The 15,601-nt window shown below is 75.8% G+C and carries 14 protein-coding genes; 11 read left to right on the forward strand and 3 right to left on the reverse strand.

Annotated elements, in window-relative coordinates; all coding sequences use genetic code 11:
* Positions 1 to 45 precede the first annotated feature (45 nt).
* Positions 46 to 1,296: an FAD-binding oxidoreductase gene (locus WCD74_RS25585; RefSeq protein ID WP_337697728.1), complete on the forward strand. Its 1,251-nt coding sequence runs from the start codon at positions 46 to 48 to the stop codon at positions 1,294 to 1,296.
* A gap of 85 nt (positions 1,297 to 1,381) precedes the next feature.
* Here the strand turns inward: WCD74_RS25585 and WCD74_RS25590 are convergent, their stop codons facing one another.
* Positions 1,382 to 2,878, reverse strand: coding sequence for a sigma-70 family RNA polymerase sigma factor (locus tag WCD74_RS25590; RefSeq protein ID WP_337697729.1), 1,497 nt, complete (start codon positions 2,876 to 2,878; stop codon positions 1,382 to 1,384).
* A 158-nt stretch (positions 2,879 to 3,036) separates the two neighbouring features.
* Here WCD74_RS25590 and WCD74_RS25595 point away from each other — a divergent pair, with 158 nt between their 5' ends.
* From WCD74_RS25595 to WCD74_RS25625, 7 genes are all read left to right on the forward strand, one after another.
* The gene (locus WCD74_RS25595; protein WP_337697730.1) at positions 3,037 to 3,996 is read left to right on the forward strand and encodes a GGDEF domain-containing protein; all 960 of its coding nucleotides are present in this window, start codon (positions 3,037 to 3,039) and stop codon (positions 3,994 to 3,996) included.
* Positions 3,997 to 4,008: 12 nt separating this feature from the next.
* Positions 4,009 to 5,193, forward strand: a complete 1,185-nt coding sequence (locus WCD74_RS25600; protein WP_337697731.1) for a 5-(carboxyamino)imidazole ribonucleotide synthase — start codon at positions 4,009 to 4,011, stop codon at positions 5,191 to 5,193.
* A 75-nt stretch (positions 5,194 to 5,268) separates the two neighbouring features.
* Complete coding sequence (gene purE / locus WCD74_RS25605) at positions 5,269 to 5,772, forward strand: 5-(carboxyamino)imidazole ribonucleotide mutase (RefSeq protein WP_337697764.1); 504 nt, start codon at positions 5,269 to 5,271, stop codon at positions 5,770 to 5,772.
* 66 nt (positions 5,773 to 5,838) lie between these two features.
* Entirely contained in the window at positions 5,839 to 7,134 is a 1,296-nt protein-coding gene (locus WCD74_RS25610; RefSeq protein ID WP_337697732.1) for a DUF222 domain-containing protein, read from the forward strand.
* 24 nt (positions 7,135 to 7,158) lie between these two features.
* Positions 7,159 to 8,091, forward strand: a complete 933-nt coding sequence (locus tag WCD74_RS25615; RefSeq protein ID WP_337697733.1) for an LLM class F420-dependent oxidoreductase — start codon at positions 7,159 to 7,161, stop codon at positions 8,089 to 8,091.
* 124 nt (positions 8,092 to 8,215) lie between these two features.
* On the forward strand, positions 8,216 to 8,755 hold the full coding sequence (locus tag WCD74_RS25620) for a CGNR zinc finger domain-containing protein (protein WP_337697734.1): 540 nt from the start codon (positions 8,216 to 8,218) through the stop codon (positions 8,753 to 8,755).
* Positions 8,756 to 8,877: 122 nt separating this feature from the next.
* Positions 8,878 to 10,035, forward strand: coding sequence for an acyl-CoA dehydrogenase (locus WCD74_RS25625; protein WP_337697735.1), 1,158 nt, complete (start codon positions 8,878 to 8,880; stop codon positions 10,033 to 10,035).
* On the opposite strand, the gene WCD74_RS25630 is transcribed toward WCD74_RS25625, so the two are convergent.
* Entirely contained in the window at positions 10,032 to 10,733 is a 702-nt protein-coding gene (locus tag WCD74_RS25630; protein WP_337697736.1) for a TIGR03089 family protein, read from the reverse strand. The genes WCD74_RS25625 and WCD74_RS25630 overlap by 4 nt on opposite strands.
* 19 nt (positions 10,734 to 10,752) lie before the next feature.
* Entirely contained in the window at positions 10,753 to 12,531 is a 1,779-nt protein-coding gene (locus WCD74_RS25635) for an LCP family protein (RefSeq protein WP_337697737.1), read from the reverse strand.
* A 287-nt stretch (positions 12,532 to 12,818) separates the two neighbouring features.
* On the opposite strand from WCD74_RS25635, the gene rfbD reads away from it, so the two are divergent.
* From rfbD to WCD74_RS25650, 3 genes are all read left to right on the forward strand, one after another.
* Positions 12,819 to 13,712 carry a dTDP-4-dehydrorhamnose reductase gene (gene rfbD, locus WCD74_RS25640; protein WP_337697765.1) on the forward strand — a complete coding sequence of 298 codons (894 nt, stop codon included), beginning with the start codon at positions 12,819 to 12,821 and terminating at the stop codon, positions 13,710 to 13,712.
* 126 nt (positions 13,713 to 13,838) lie between these two features.
* The gene (locus tag WCD74_RS25645; protein WP_337697738.1) at positions 13,839 to 14,084 is read left to right on the forward strand and encodes a hypothetical protein; all 246 of its coding nucleotides are present in this window, start codon (positions 13,839 to 13,841) and stop codon (positions 14,082 to 14,084) included.
* A gap of 36 nt (positions 14,085 to 14,120) precedes the next feature.
* Positions 14,121 to 15,011, forward strand: a complete 891-nt coding sequence (locus tag WCD74_RS25650) for a glycosyltransferase family 2 protein (RefSeq protein WP_337697739.1) — start codon at positions 14,121 to 14,123, stop codon at positions 15,009 to 15,011.
* Positions 15,012 to 15,601: the final 590 nt, after the last annotated feature.

A 15,601-nucleotide genomic window follows, 5' to 3' on the forward strand; every position in this document is an offset into this window, starting at 1 on the left:
ACCATGTCTTGGACTTCTGCAGCGGGTCTCGACACCGTGAACGCCATGACGAGCACCGTGACCGGCTTCCAGACCGCCGACCCGCACCGTCCCGACGTCCTCGTGACCGCGCACGAGCCCGCCGACGTGGTCGCGGCCGTGCGGACGGCGAGCGACCGCGACCTGCCGGTGACGGTGCACGCCACCGGGCACGGGCACACCGTCGGCCGGGTGGGCGGGCTGGTGGTCGCGACCGGGGAGATGCGCGGCGTCGCCGTGGACCCGACGGCCCGGGTGGCCTGGGTGGAGGCCGGGGCCCGGTCGGCGGACGTGGTGGCGGCCGCCGCCGCGCACGGGCTGGCGCCGGTGTCCGGGTCGTTCCCGGGCGTGGGGGTGGTCGGCTACACGCTCGGCGGCGGGCTGGGCCTGCTCGGCCGGGAGTTCGGCTGGGCCTCCGACCGCGTGCGGGCGGCGGAGATCGTCCTGGACGGCGGGGAGCTCCGGCGGGTGACGGACGGCGAGCTGTTCGCGGCGCTGCGGGGCGGCCGCCCCTCGGTGGGGGTGGTGACGGCGCTCGAGATCGGGCTGGTGCCGCTGCGCACCGTCGTCGGGGGCGGGCTGTTCCTGGACGTGGCGGACGCGGCGGCGGTGCTGCCGGTGCTGCACCGGCTCGCGGTGGAGGCGCCGGAGTCGCTGGGGGTGTCGTTCGGGGTGGTCCCGGTGCCGGCGCTCGACGTCGTCCCCGCGCCGATCCGCGGTCGGACGGTGCTGCACGTGCGGCTGGTGGACACGTCCGGTGGGGCGGCGCGGGCGGCGGAGCGGTCGGTCCGGGCGGCGGCCCCGGTCCTGCTCGGCGGGCTGCGGGAGCTGCCGTGGACCGAGAGCGGGACGATCGTCGGCGAGCCGGAGGTCCCGCACGCCTACGAGGGGACGAACGTCCTGGCGGGCGAGGTGCCGGCGGAGGCGCTGGGCGGTGTGGTGGAGGCCGCGCGGACGGCGCCGGTCGGGTGCGTGGTGGACGTGCGGCGGCTCGGCGGCGCGCTGGCACGGCGACCCGAGGGCCCGGACGCCGTCTCCTTCCGCGGCGCCGGGTGGATCGTGCGGGTGCTGTCGTCGACCGAGGGGTGCTCGCCCGACGACGTGCGGCGTGCCCACCGTGCGGTGCTCGCGCCGGTGGCGGAGTCGGCACTCGGCCGGATGGCGGGGTTCGTCTACGGCGCGTCCCCGGTCGGCCCGGCGGAGCTGCACGAGCCGGCCGTCGCCGACCTCCTCACCCGGGTCCGGGCCGAGTACGACCCGGCGGGCCGGTTCGCCTGACGCGCAGCCGGGTGGTGTCCGGGGACGACGAGCGGACCCTCACGGGGGTCCCGGGGGCCGACCGGGACCGATGAGGGGCCGGTGATCACCGCAGGAGGACGTCGAGCACCGGTTCGAGCAGCCCCCTGCGGTCGGGCTCGCGCTCCCGCGCCACCTCGACGCCCAGCCCGAGCACCCGGAGCTCGACGAGGCTGCGGTCCTCGGCGACGCGCGACGGCCGGGTGGCCGTGAGCGCGGTGGCGGTCGGCCTCGCGGCCGAGGACCGCTCCGGTGTCCACCGACCCGAGGTGACCCGACCGGACGTCGGCACCTCCTCCGCCGACGCACGCGACCCGCCGGAGGACCCTGACCGGCCGGGGTCCGCCATGGAGGCGCTGCCGTCCACCCGGTCCTCCGCGTCGCCGGGCGTCGCGGGCGGGACCGGCGCCGACCTGTTGTCGGGAACGGGCGGTACGGCCGGTGCGGCTGGGGGAACCGGACGCACCGGGGCCGGTAGACCGTCGGGGATCAGCACCGACGGCGGCGCCGCGACCACGGGGGCGTCCGGGGTGGACAGCGCGGCGGCGGTCGCGACCCCGAGGCCCGCGAGCCCGACGACGGCCGCGCCCAGTCGGCGCGCGCGGGGGACCTCCGCGGTCCGGGTGAGGCCGCCGATGGCGCCGAGGACCCCGACGACGCCGGCGCCCGCGACCACGAACTCCGCGGTCGAGGGCACCCACGTGCCCTGGCGGGCGGCGAGGTAGCCGACGAGCGCCGCGCCCAGCACGAGCGGGCCGATCGCGGAGCGCACGATCCCGGAGTTGACCTCGCGCAGCTCCGCGGCCAGCGCGCGGCACTCCGCGCACTCGCGCAGGTGCTCCTCGACGCGGGCGGCGTCGCGCTTCGACAGGCCGCCGCGGGTGTAGGCGCCCAGCTTCTCCTCGGTCTCGCGGTGCCGGCGGTCCTTGGGTGGCGTGTCCGGCCCCGACCCCGCGAGGTGTTCCTGGAGGTAGGCCTGCCGCAGCCCCTCGCGGGCCCGGTAGCCGAGGGCGGAGACGGCGTTGGGGGTCAGGCCGAACAGCGGGGCGATGTCGGCGGGGGAGTCGCCCTCGACCTCCAGGTGCCACAGCACGGCCTGCCAGCGCTCGGGCAGCGTGCCGAAGGCGCGGGCCGCCAGGGAACGCTCCAGCCCGGCGACGGCGGGGTCGGCGAACGGGACGATCGTCCGGTCCGGGTCGACGCCGATCACCTCGCCCATGTCCTCGGTGAGGTCCAGGCGGCGTTCGGCGCGGGTGCGGTCGTAGGCGAGGTGCCGCAGCGAGGTCAGCAGGTACGCGCGGAAGGCCTCCGTCGGCCCGCCGCCGGCCCGCAGGATCTCCAGCAGCCGGGCGAAGGCCGCCGAGACGAGGTCGTCGGCGTCGGAGGGCGAGCGGGCCAGCTGGCGGGCGAGCGCGCGGGCGGCGTCGCGGTGGCGGCCGTAGAGGGTGCCGAAGGCGAGGGTGGACTCGGTGTCCGCGGGACGGCCGCGGATGACGCCGAGCAGCTCGGCATCGCTGGGCCCGGGCGGGTCGGAGCCCGCCGCGCTGTCGCCGTTCTCGGCCATCTGGGCACACCACCCCCCTCGGCGAGGAGTCTGGTGCCGCTTCGGGGAGGATCCCCGCAGTGTCACCGTCACGGATGACCGTCTCGCGCGTCGCCAGGGGGAGCGATCGTCACGAGGGGGCGGTCCGATCCGGCTGGGACCGAGGAGGGGTGCATGGCATGACGGTCGCCGAGGAGCGCGAGGACGCGGTCGGTCCCGTGCCGGGCGCCGACCGTGCGCCGCTCGCCCGCGGCGCCGGGCGGGGGCGGCCCGGGCTCGCCCACGGAGCGCTGAAGGAACGCTGGTTCGCCTGCAGCAACGCGCTCGGGTGGTCGATCGCCTCCGAGTGGCCCGACCCGGCCGTCGACGAGGTCTGCGACGTCATCCTCTCCGGCCGCGCCGGCCCGCCGCTGGAGCGCGCCCTCACCCGGTGGGCGGGTGCGCGCGCCGCCGCCGGGATCGGCCTCGACGAGACCCTGTCCGACCTCGCGGCCCTGCACACCGCCGTCAGTGGCGCCCTCGGCGACCTCGGGGAGCGCCGCCGCCTGGGCCTGCCCGGGGCGGAGGGCTCGCGCCTGGTGCGGGTCGTCTCGCTCGGCTGGACCGACGTCGCGTGCGGGGACCTCTCCGAGGCCGCGGCGCTCGATCCCCTCTCCGGGCTCGCGAGCTCCCGCTACCTGCGCACCCGGCTCGCCGAGGTCTACCGCGCCGCCCGCGCCCACGGCACCGCGGTCGGCGAGGGTCATGCGCTCGTCGTCGTGACCCTGCACGTCGCCGGGTGGTCGCGGGTCGCCCCGTTGACCGTGGCCGGCGACGCGGCCGCGGTGGTGTTCGACGCCGGCGAGACGATCGCGGTGGTCGGGCGCTCCACCGTCGTCGTCCTCGCCCCGCGGGCCGGTCTCGCCGCGCGGGTCCGGGTGCTGCGCGGGCTCCTGGCGCGGCGCCTGCACGGGGCGACCGGCGTGACGGGCGCACCGGGTGCGCGCATCGTCGCCCTGCCGTCCTCGCTCGACGCCGCGGACGAGACCCTCGCGCGGCTGCGCGACGCCGAGCCGGCCGCGCCCCGCCGCGACCGGATCCTCGGGTTCGACGTCCCCGTGATCGCCCCGGACGAGTTCGACGCCGACGCCGCCGACTAGGGTTCCCGCCTCGTGGAGGAGCGCACCGGCCTGCCCGTCGTCGCGATGGTCGGCGGCGGTCAGCTGGCCCGGATGACCCACCAGGCCGCGATCTCCCTCGGACAGACGCTCCGGGTCCTCGCGACCGGCCCCGACGAGGCGGCGGCGATGGTGACGCCGGACGTCCGGATCGGCGACCACCGCGACCTGGACGCGCTGCGCCGCGTCGCCGTCGGGGCCGAGGCGCTGACCTTCGACCACGAGCACGTGCCCGGCGAGCTGCTCGAGACGCTGGTCGCCGAGGGCGTCACCGTGCACCCCGGCCCGGCGGCGCTCCTGCACGCCCAGGACAAGCTGGTGATGCGCCGCCGGCTCGCCGAGCTCGGGGAGCCGGTGCCGCCGTTCGCGCCCGTGTCCACTCCCGCCGATCTCGAGGCCTTCGCCGGCGAGCACGGCTGGCCGGTGGTGCTCAAGGCGGTGCGCGGCGGTTACGACGGGCGCGGCGTGTGGGTGGTCGACGCCGACGGGGCGGGCCCGCTGGTCGACGAGCTGCTCGCGGCCGGGACGCCGCTGATGGCCGAGGTGAAGGTGCCGCTCGCGCGCGAGCTCGCCGTCGTGCTGGCCCGGTCGCCGTTCGGGCAGGTCGCCGTGTACCCCGCCGTCGAGACCGTGCAGTCCGAGGGCATCAACACCGAGGTGCTCGCGCCCGCGCCCGGGCTGTCCGAGGACACGGCGGAGGAGATCGGCGAGCTCGCGATCCGGATCGCGGCCGCCACCGGCGTCGTGGGGCTGCTCGCCGTCGAGCTGTTCGAGACCCCCGACGGCCGCATCCTGGTCAACGAGCTCGCGATGCGCCCGCACAACTCCGCCCACTGGACGATGGACGGCGCCGTGACCGGCCAGTTCGAGCAGCACCTGCGGGCGGTCCTGGACTACCCGCTCGGGTCGACGGCGGTCCTGCGCCCGGTGTGCGTGATGGCGAACGTCCTCGGCGGCGATCCGACCCCGACGACCGGCCCGGACGAGCGCCTGCACCACACCCTGGCCCGCTTCCCCGAGGCGCGGGTCCACCTCTACGGCAAGGGCGAGCGGCCGGGGCGCAAGCTCGGCCACGTGACGATCACCGGGGACGATCCGGCCGAGGTCCGCCGCCGCGCGCGGCTGGCCGCCGACCACCTCGCGACCGGTGTGTGGACCGACGGATGGAGTGCGCACTAGATGTCGAGCTCGGAACTCGTGCCCGGCCAGGCCGTGGCGACGTCGGGCGACTCGAGCCAGGTCGCGGGCGCGCGGCTGCCCCCGCTGGTCGGCATCGTCATGGGCTCGGACTCGGACTGGCCGACGATGCAGGCGGCCGCGGCGGCGCTGGACGAGTTCGGCGTGCCGTGGGAGGCGCGGGTGCTCTCGGCGCACCGCACGCCGCGGGCGATGCTGGAGTGGTCGGAGACGGCGGCCTCGCGGGGCCTGCGGGTGGTGGTCGCCGGAGCCGGCGGGGCGGCGCACCTGCCGGGCATGGTCGCGGCGGCGACGGTCCTGCCGGTGATCGGTGTCCCGGTGCCCCTCAAGCACCTGGACGGCATGGACTCGCTGCTCTCGATCGTGCAGATGCCGGCGGGGGTCCCGGTGGCGACGGTGTCGATCGGCGGCGCGCGCAACGGCGGCCTGCTCGCGGTGCGCATCCTGGCGGCCGCCGACGCCGGCCTCGCGGCGCGGATGGCCGACTTCCAGGCCGACCTGCGCACCTCGGTGGCGGGCAAGGACGAGGCGGTCCGCAAGCTCGGTCCGGGCGGTTCCTGACGGCGGGTCGGTGCCGGGGCGGCCGACTCAGGCGTGGTTGTCGGGGGGTCGCGCTATCCTTCGAACATGAGTTCGGACGGTGGTGGGGACGCGGTCAGCGACGAGCTGACCGCGCTGCTCACCCGCCTCTCCGAACTCGCCGACCTTTCCACCGACCCGGCGTGCGGGATCACCGACACGGCGCGGATCGACCGGATCGCGCTGTTGGAGCAGGCCCGGGCCGCGCTCGCGGCCGCTCAGCACACCGAGATGGTCGCCTTCGCCAAAGCCCACGTGGAGGCCCAGGCCGACCTGGTCGCCGCCCACGAACTCGACCCCCGCGACCTCGGCAAGGGCATCGCCGACCAGATCGCCCTGGCCTGCCACGTCTCCCCGACAGTGGGCTCTCGGCGGTTGGGGGTCGCCCAGGCGCTGGCCGACGACCTGCCCTGTACGCGGGCGTTGTTGGTGGCGGGTCGGGTGTCGGAGCGAGTCGCCGAGCTGGTGGTGTCCTGGACCAGCCACCTCGACCCCGAACTGCGCCGACACGTCGACCAGCAGGTCACCGAGGCGGGGATCGAGGCGCAGAGCCGATTCCAGGCCGAAGCGACCATCAAGCGGCTCGCGTACGAGGCGGACCCGGCCGGGTTCACCGACCGCGGGCGGACCGCCCGCAAACAGCGGCGGGTCACGCTGCGCCCCGCCCCGGACACCATGAGCGTGCTCTCCGGGCTGCTGCCGGTCGAGCAGGGCGTCGCCTGCATCACCGCGCTACGCCGCCACGCCGACACGTTGATCGCCGGTGGCGACGCCGACGGGCGCACGCGGGATCAGATCGTGGCCGACACCCTGGTCGAGCGGGTCACCGGGCAGACCTTCGCCGAGGACGTCAACGTCGAGGTCGGGATCGTGCTCCCCCTCGACGCCCTCACCGACCCCGACAACCCCACCACCGGCGAGGTCGTCGGCCACGGGCCGCTGCCCGCCGGGGTGGTCGCGGACCTGCTCAACACCACCCAGGGCAAGAAGTGGTGGCGGCGGCTGTTCACCCATCCCCGCTCCGGGCGCCTCGTCGGCGGCGACCCCACCCGCCGGTTGTTCGACGGGTTCCTGGCCACCCTGATCCACTACCGCGACCACGGCCGCTGCCGCGACCCTTACTGCGGCGCCCCCGCGAGACACACCGACCACATCCGCGGCAAGACCGCCGGCGGGCCGACCAGCCTCGGCAACGGCCGCCGTACGTGTGTGCGCGGCAACCAGGTCAAAGAACTCCCCGGCTGGTCCACCGACCTCATCGACGACGGCCTCGGCGAGCACCCCCACGAAGTCCGGACCACCACCCCCACCGGCCACACCTACACCAGCCGCGACGGACCATGAGCGGTGCGACCTACGGTGGAGGTCGTGGACCTCAGGATCTTCACCGAGCCCCAGCAGGGTGCGACCTACGGCGACCTGCTCCGCGTCGCGTGCGCGGCCGAGGACGCCGGGTACGACGCGTTCTTCCGCTCCGACCACTACCGCTCGATGGGCGACGCCTCCGGCGAGCCCGGGCCGACCGACGCGTGGACGACGCTGTCCGCCCTGGCCGTGCAGACCGAGCGCATCCGCCTCGGCACCCTGGTCACGTCGGCCACCTTCCGGCTCCCCGGCCCGCTCGCGATCCAGGTGGCGCAGGCCGACCAGATGTCCGGCGGGCGGATCGAGCTGGGGCTGGGCGCGGGGTGGTTCGAGGCGGAGCACACCGGCTACGGCATCCCGTTCCCGTCGACCGGGGAGCGCTTCGCCCGGCTCGCCGAGCAGCTGGCCGTCATCACCGGACTCTGGTCGACGCCGCCCGGCGGGTCGTTCTCGTACGAGGGCGAGCACTACACCCTCGTCGACTCCCCGGCCCTGCCGAAGCCGACACAGCAGCCGCTGCCGGTGATCGTCGGCGGCACCGGCCCGCGCCGCACGCCCGCCCTCGCCGCCCGGTTCGCGACCGAGTTCAACCTGCCGTTCACGCCGCTCGAGCAGGCCGCCACGCAGGTCGAGCGGGTCGCCGCGGCGTGTGCCGACGCGGGCCGCGACCCGGGGTCGATCACGCGCTCCTTCGCCCACACCCTCGTCGTCGGGAAGGACGACGCCGAGGTCGCCCGCCGCGGGGAAGCCCTCGGCGTCGGCGCCGATCAGCTCGCCGACAACCCCTTGGCGGGCACGCCCGCGCAGATCGTGGACGCGATCGGGACGTGGCGGGAGCGCACCGGCGTCACGCGCGCCTACCTCCAGGTGCTCGACCTGGACGACCTCGACGCGATCGAGCTCGTCGCGGCAGAGGTGGCCCCGCAACTCGGGTAGAGCACGCGGAGGGCCCCGCACGCGCACCGCTGGTAGCGCACGGGGCCCTCGCTGGTGGCGTGGCTCGAGGTGGTCGTCCAACGGTGGCTCGCGGTCATGACGACGAGCGTGGTGTCATTGTCTTGTGCACCTCAACCCTTACGGGCACGACGCCGTGCTGTTGGCGGCGGATCTGGTCAACGACCCGCCGTCGGGACCCGAGGACCTGGTGCAGCGGTGCCGCGCCGCGGGCCTCGTCGTCGACGCGACCGCGGACGACGACCTCGAGCGCGCCCGCGAGGTGCTGGACGGGTGGGTGCGGGTCGTGGACGCCGACGAGCCGGCGGGGCGGGCGGGGCGGGCGGCGATCGTGAACGAGCTGCTCGCCGAGTACTGCGGCCACCCGCGGCTGACCGACCACGCGGATGATGGTCACCACCTGCACTTCCGCGACGCGGACCTCCCGCTGGGGCGGGTGCTGTGCTCGCTGATCGCCATGGGCACGGCGCTGCACCTCGCGGGGCGCGGGATGCACCGTCTCGGCCGGTGCGCGGTCGACGGTTGCGAGCGGGTGTTCGCCGACGTGTCCCGGACCGCCCGGCAGCGCTACTGCTCGACGGCGTGCGCGAACCGGGACGCGGTCCGGCGTCACCGAGCGCGTCCGCGACCGTCCACGGAGGAGTGACGGCCGCGGGCCCGTGGACCATCGGGTGCCGGTGAGACACGGGCCATCGTGCGAACGGTAGGTCGTCCTAGCATCGGGCGGTAGCGTTGGCCACGAGCAGGTGACGGCAGAAGGAGTACGCGGTGAACCCGGAGTTCGACGTCTACGACCTGGGCGAGGAGCGCGCCGCGCTGCGGGAGTCGGTCCGCGCGCTGTGCGAGAAGGAGATCCAGCCGTTCGCGGCCGAGGTCGACGCCACGCCCCGGTTCCCGCAGGAGGCCCGGGACGCGCTGACCGCGGCCGGGTTCCAGGCGATCCACATCCCGGAGAAGTACTCCGGGGAGGGCGCGGACTCGATCGTCGCGTGCATGGTGATCGAGGAGGTCGCGCGCGTCGACGCGTCGGCGTCGCTGATCCCGGCGGTGAACAAGCTCGGCTCGATGCCGATCATCCTGTCCGGCTCCGAGGAGCTGAAGCAGAAGGTCCTGCCCTCGATCGCGAGCGGCGAGTCGATGATCAGCTACGCGCTCTCCGAGCGGGAGGCCGGCTCGGACACGGTGTCGATGCGCACCCGGGCGCAGGCCGACGGCGACGACTGGATCCTCAACGGCACCAAGTGCTGGATCACCAACGGCGGCGTCTCCGACTGGTACACGGTCATGGCGAAGACCGACCCGGAGAAGGGCGCGAACGGCATCTCCGCCTTCGTCGTGCACCAGGACGACCCCGGCTTCTCGGTGGGTCCCAAGGAGCACAAGCTCGGCATCAAGGGGTCGCCGACGACGGAGATCTACTTCGAGAACTGCCGGATCCCCGGTGACCGGATCATCGGTGAGGTCGGGACCGGCCTGAAGACCGCCTTCGCCACGCTCGACCACACCCGCCCGACGATCGGCGCGCAGGCCGTGGGCATCGCGCAGGGTGCGCTCGACGCGGCGGTCGAGTACGTCAAGGACCGCAAGCAGTTCGGCAAGTCGATCTCGGACTTCCAGGGCGTGCAGTTCATGCTCGCCGACATGGCCATGAAGATCGAGGCGGCCCGCCACCTGGTCTACGTCGCCGCGGCGAAGGCCGAGCGCGGCGAGGAGAACATCGGGCTGATCGCGTCCGCGTCGAAGTGCTTCGCCTCGGACACCGCGATGGAGGTGACGACGGACGCCGTGCAGCTGTTCGGCGGCGCCGGCTACACCACGGACTTCCCGGTCGAGCGCATGATGCGCGACGCCAAGATCACGCAGATCTACGAGGGCACGAACCAGATCCAGCGCATGGTCATGGCCCGTCAGGTGTTGCGCGGCTAGTCGAGCCGCTCGGTCGCCTTCTCCGACCCGGCGCGCTTCTCCAGCGCCGCCGGGTCGGCGTGGCGGACCTGCACGAGCGAGCCGCCCGCGGCGAGCACGGCCAGCAGGCCGTCGACGAGCCCGCCCGCGGTGGTCACGGGCCACGGGGCCGTCGAGAGCAGCCGCGTCCCGTCCGACCAACCGAGCTCCGCGGCCCGCCGTCGGGACAGGTCCACGACCTCGTCCACCGTCGCCTCGCGGAGCGCGGGCGCGTCCCCGGGCACCGGGTCGGGCGTGAAGTGGTCGCCGTGCATCCGGACCTCGGACGCGTAGTCGACCGCGTCGGACGGCAGGTCGGCCAGCGGGCGTCCGAAGGCGTCCAGCGAGAACCCCACGACCAGCCCGGCGGGCGTGTCGAGGTGCTCGGCGTCGACCAGCGCCACCTCCGGGTCGTCGTCGGTGACGTGCGCGCCGACCCACCAGGCGCCGAGCAGGGCGACCGCCTTCTGCCAGTGCGCGGGCAGCGCGACCGCGACCCGGGTGCCGGGCTCGACGTCGCACTCGTCGCGCAGGAGGTTCGCGGTCTTCGCGACCCAGTTCGCCAGCGTCTCCCCGGAGAACTCGAGGCGCTCGCCGGACGCGTCGTCGTAGAAGGTGATCAGCGGACGGCGGGCGTCCGCGGCCAGGACGGGGGCCAGCAGGGCGTCGGTGACGGTCATCGGGCGGCGAGCCTAGCCGTCAGTTCACGCAGGCGATCCCGTCGGCCGTGATCGGGGGCTGCGGGGGCGGCGGGGGTGCGCTGTCCGCAGCGTCGCTCGGCGTGGTCACGGCGCCCGGCCCCGCGTAGTCCTCGGCGAGCAGCACGCGCACGGAGTTCGCCGGCACGGCCGGGTCGGCGCGGGTGGGCAGCCCGCCGAGCGCCCGCGCGACCACCCCGGCCCCGGCGTCGCCCCCGGGGCCGAAGACGACCGCGGACGAGGCCGCCGCCTGGTCGGCGTTGCCCGAGCGCAGCTGCGTGTAGCCCTGCGCGCCGAGGATCTGCACCACCCGCGCGGCCGCGCCGCCGGTGCCGGAGGCGTTGCGGACGTCCACCGGGATCGACGCCGGGGCGGGACCCGTGGGCACCAGCGGCGTGTCCTTCGGCCCGATCGCGTCCGAGACGAACTGCCGGACCTCGTACTCGTCCACCTTGAGCGCGTCCCCGGCGTTCGTGCTCACGCCGCCCTGGGTGGGGATCGTCATGAAGGTGACCGCCCCGCCGCTGACGCCCTGCATCTGCTGGGCGAAGCCGAGCAGGTCCCAGTCGCCGTCGAGGACCACCGACTGCTTCACCGAGTCGAGCAGCCGCGACAGGGTCACCGGGTCGGAGAGGGTGCCGGCGGAGAGCACCTTGTTCGACAGGCCCGCGAGGAACGCCTGCTGGCGCCGCACCCGGTCGAGGTCGCCCATCGGCAGGCCGTGGCGCTGGCGGACGAAGGCGAGCGCGTCGTGCCCGGACACCGACCGCGGGCCGGCGGCGAAGTGCGCGCCGGAGAAGTCGTCGTCGACCGCGCTCTTGAGGCAGACGTCCACGCCGCCGATCGCGTTCGTGAGGTTGAAGAACCCGAGCAGGTTGATCTCGGCGTAGTGGTCCACGCCGATGCCGGTCAGCTCCTGGACGGTCTCGACGAGGGCGGCACGGCCGGCCTCGGAGGAGCGCACGTCGACGTCGCGCGGGTCGGCGTCCCCGCCGGAGACGAGCTGCTGGGCCATGGCGGCCTTCGCGCCGGGGTAGACCGAGTTCAGCTTGCCCTTCGCAGAGGACCACGGCATCCCCACGTAGCTGTCGCGGGGCAGCGAGAACGCGACCGCACGGCTGCCGTCGTTGGGCACCCGCACCAGGATCATGCTGTCGGTGTTCAGCTCGCCGTCGGCGGACCCGGCGTCGAGCTGGGCGAGGACGTCGCGCGGCAGCGGGTTGCCCTGCGCGTCGTTGCGGCTGTCCGTGCCGACCAGCAGGACGTCGGTCGCGCCGTCCGCCGCGGTCCCGCGCTTAGAGAGCGCCCCCGACGTCGCGAAGCTGCCCGAGAGCGCGGCCCACGCGGTCCCGCTGACCGCGAGGACCAGCACGGACACCACGGTGACGACGACGCGCAGCATCCGCCACGGGTCGCGGCGCGGCTCGTCGCGGGGAGGCGGCGCCGGCCGCGACGGGCCGCCGGGCCGGGGCGGTCCGCCCGACGCCGTGCGCGGCCGGGGCGGAGGCGGGCCACCGGCGCGCTCCCGGACCGGTGCCTCCCGGACCGGTGCCTCCCGGACCGGTGCCTCCCGGACCGACACCGGGCGGCCCGCAGCTGCCCGGTCGGGACCGGCGGCCCGCATCTCGCGCAGGTCCCCGCGGCGCAGCCGGGCGGATCCGCCGCCGGCGGGGCCGGGACGCGGGGGCGCCTCCCGGAGGGGCTCCGTGCCGACCCGCCCGGCCGACGGTCCGAACCGGCGCCCCGGGTCACGACGGGGGCGGCCACGGTCGTCCTCCACGGGGCGCCTCCCCTCGGCTGCTCGTCGGTGTCGCGTGCGGTGTCGGCGTGCGGGTCGGGTGCGGGTCTGCGGGCGCGGCCCGGGGCGGGTGCGGCCACCGGCCTCCCCGGTGACATCGTCGTCGCCCGTGCACGCCTTCAGGGCAGGCTAGACGGGTTCACCCGCGTTTCCCGGGCACCACCCGTCCGGACCCGCCGCGTCGCACCGGAGGATGGCACAGCGTCACCCGGCCGAGGGGCCCGGGGACGATCTTCACCAGCGGCCGGGAGGAGCACCACGTGCGGTGGATGGTGACGGGAGCGGCGGGGGCCCTGGGGACCGACCTCGTCCGTGTGCTCACGGCGGACGGCGAGCGGTTCCACGCCTACCCGCGCGCCGACCTCGACATCGCCGACGCCGAGGCGGTCGAGGCCGCGGTGGCGGGGTGGGCCGGTGGGGCGGACGAGCCCTGCGTGCTGCTCAACGCGGCGGCGTACACCGCGGTCGACCTCGCCGAGACCGACGAGCAGGCCGCGCGGACCGCCCACGCGGTGAACGCGGAGGCTCCCGGTCTCCTCGCCGCGGCCTGCGCCCGCCACGGCGCGCGGCTCGTCCACGTCTCCACCGACTACGTCTTCGACGGCCGGGGCCCCGACGGCCGCCCGGGCGCGGGCTACGAGCCGGACGACCCCACCGGGGCGCGCAGCGTCTACGGCCGCACGAAGGAGGAGGGGGAGCGGCGCGTCCGCGAGGCGCTGGACGCCCACCACGTCGTCCGCACCGCCTGGGTCTACGGCGACACCGGCAGCAACTTCGTCGCGACGATGGCCCGCCTGGCCGCCCAGCGCGACACCCTCGACGTCGTCGACGACCAGCACGGGTCGCCGACGTGGTCGGCCGACCTCGCGGCCGCGCTCGTGGCCCTCGGGCGCTCCGACGCGCCGGCCGGGACCCTGCACGCGACCGGCGGCGGTGCCACCACCTGGTGCGGCTTCGCCCGCGCGGTGTTCGCCGAGCTCGGGGCGGACCCGGACCGCGTCCGAGGCTGCACCACCGACCAGTTCCCCCGGCCCGCCCCGCGCCCGGCCTGGTCGGTGCTCTCCCCGGCCTCGTGGACCGCGGCCGGACTGGCGCCGCTGCGCGACTGGCGGGAGGCCCTGCACGAGGCGGTCACCCGGCATCCGGGGCTGCTCGGCCGCTGAGGGGACCCGGGCGCCCGTCCGGCGCACCCGGCCACCGGCCGTGCTCGTCCGGGTCCGGATCGACGATTTCCCGGGGCATGTCGGCGATGGACCGTCACCTCCCGGCTCACCACGCGTTCACCTCACATGGCGCTGGAGACGGTCCTGCTCTGCCTGCTCGGTGTGGTCGCGATCGGACTCGTGATCGACGCGTGCCGCGAGCGGCACCGCCTCCGGGCGCGGATGGACCGCGCGGTGCGCCGGGCGCAGGAGCCCGCGATGCCGCGGGGCGTGAACACCGGCCACCGCGCGCCCAACACGGGCGGCCTCGGGCCGGGGTCCTGGCAGTACTGGCCGGTCGCGCTGCCCGCGAGCGACGAGCGGCGTCGCTAGACCCTCCTTCCCGACGGCGGGTCGGGGCCGTCCAGGATGGGCGGCATGCCGGGTGGAGACGGACAGCAGTACGGGGACGGACTCGCGGTCGTCGTCGTGACCTACTCCCCGGGTGAGTCGCTGCCGACGTTCCTCGACTCGGTGGAGGTCGCGACCAGCCGGCCGGTGACCGTGGTGCTGGCCGACAACGGCTCCGTCGACGGCGTGCCCGAGGCGGAGGCGACCCGGGGCCGGGCGCGGCTGCTGCCGATCGGGGAGAACCTGGGCTACGGCGCCGCCGCGAACCGCGCGGTCGCCGGGCTGGACCCCGACGTCGGGTGGGTGCTCGTGTCCAACCCGGACATCGTGCTGGCCCCGAAGGCGCTCGACCTGCTGCTCGAGGCCGCCGCGCGCTGGCCGCGGGCGGGGTCGCTCGGCCCGCTGATCCGCACCGACGGCGAGGTGTACCCGTCGGCCCGGCTGGTCCCGTCGCTCGGTCGCGGGGTGGGCCACGCGCTGTTCTCCGCCGTGTGGCCGGCGAACCCCTGGACCCGCTCGTACCGGCAGGAGGGCTCGGTCGCGGAGCGGACCGCCGGCTGGCTGTCCGGCTCGTGCGTGCTCCTGCGCCGCGAGGCGTGGGACTCGGTGGACGGGTTCGACCCGCGGTTCTTCATGTACTTCGAGGACGTCGACCTCGGCGACCGGCTCGGGCGCGCCGGCTGGCTCAACGTCTACGTGCCGGACGCCGAGGTGGTGCACACCGGCGGGCACGCCACCAACGCGGACCGCCCGACGTCGTCGCGCATGCTGCGCGAGCACCACCGCAGCGCCTACCGGTTCCTCGCCGACCGCTACCGCGGCCGGCGGTGGGCGCCGCTGCGGGCCGGGCTGCGTGCCGCGCTCGGACTGCGGTCGCGCTGGAGCACCCGGCGCGCGGTCAGCGCCTGAAGAGCCGCTTCCAGAAGGGGACCCGAATCCCCACGGGCGGCGTGGTCGGCGCGTCGTCCGGGCGGGGACCGGCGTCCGGGGCGGGCCCGGTGTGGTGGTCCTGGGCCGGGAACGGGGCCGTCGCCGGACGCGTGGCGGAGGTCCGCACGGTCGGCGGCTCGGCCGGCAGCGGCCGCATGAGCGTCGGGTCGGACACCTCGACCGGGGTCGTCTCCGGCTCCCGGGGCACCCGTCCGGGCGGCTGACGATGCCGCCCGTCCCGGTCAGGGCGCGTGGGTGCGGGGCGCGGAACCCGACCGTGCGTCGCGGCGTGGTCACCCGGACGGAGGGCGGCCTGCGGGATCATCTGCGTGGCCGAGGCGTCGAAGGGTGACTCGGCGCTGTCGGGCGTCACCACCGTGGCGTTGCGCTCCTGCGCCCGGGCGATAGCCTCCTGCGCACGGTCCCACGCGTTCGACGGCTCCACCACGCTGCTCCTGCCCCGATCCCGGTGGCTACGGCCCGGCCGGTGGCCCCGCGGACCCGGACCGGTGTCATGCCGAGTGCACGTCACACTAGCGCCCGGACGCGACGTCGTCGTCACGCCGGGG

The organism is Actinomycetospora aurantiaca, assembly GCF_037401875.1.
Classification (GTDB): domain Bacteria; phylum Actinomycetota; class Actinomycetes; order Mycobacteriales; family Pseudonocardiaceae; genus Actinomycetospora; species Actinomycetospora aurantiaca.

Bases quoted from the DNA above. Each gene is read 5' to 3' on its own strand.
- WCD74_RS25630 (WP_337697736.1), bottom strand. From the start codon at position 10,733: ATGACCGTCACCGACGCCCTGCTGGCCCCCGTCCTGGCCGCGGACGCC.
- WCD74_RS25585 (WP_337697728.1), top strand. From the start codon at position 46: ATGACGAGCACCGTGACCGGCTTCCAGACCGCCGACCCGCACCGTCCC.
- WCD74_RS25650 (WP_337697739.1), top strand. From the start codon at position 14,121: ATGGGCGGCATGCCGGGTGGAGACGGACAGCAGTACGGGGACGGACTC.
- WCD74_RS25595 (WP_337697730.1), top strand. From the start codon at position 3,037: ATGACGGTCGCCGAGGAGCGCGAGGACGCGGTCGGTCCCGTGCCGGGC.
- WCD74_RS25645 (WP_337697738.1), top strand. From the start codon at position 13,839: ATGGCGCTGGAGACGGTCCTGCTCTGCCTGCTCGGTGTGGTCGCGATC.
- WCD74_RS25590 (WP_337697729.1), bottom strand. From the start codon at position 2,878: ATGGCCGAGAACGGCGACAGCGCGGCGGGCTCCGACCCGCCCGGGCCC.
- WCD74_RS25610 (WP_337697732.1), top strand. From the start codon at position 5,839: ATGAGTTCGGACGGTGGTGGGGACGCGGTCAGCGACGAGCTGACCGCG.
- rfbD (WP_337697765.1), top strand. From the start codon at position 12,819: ATGGTGACGGGAGCGGCGGGGGCCCTGGGGACCGACCTCGTCCGTGTG.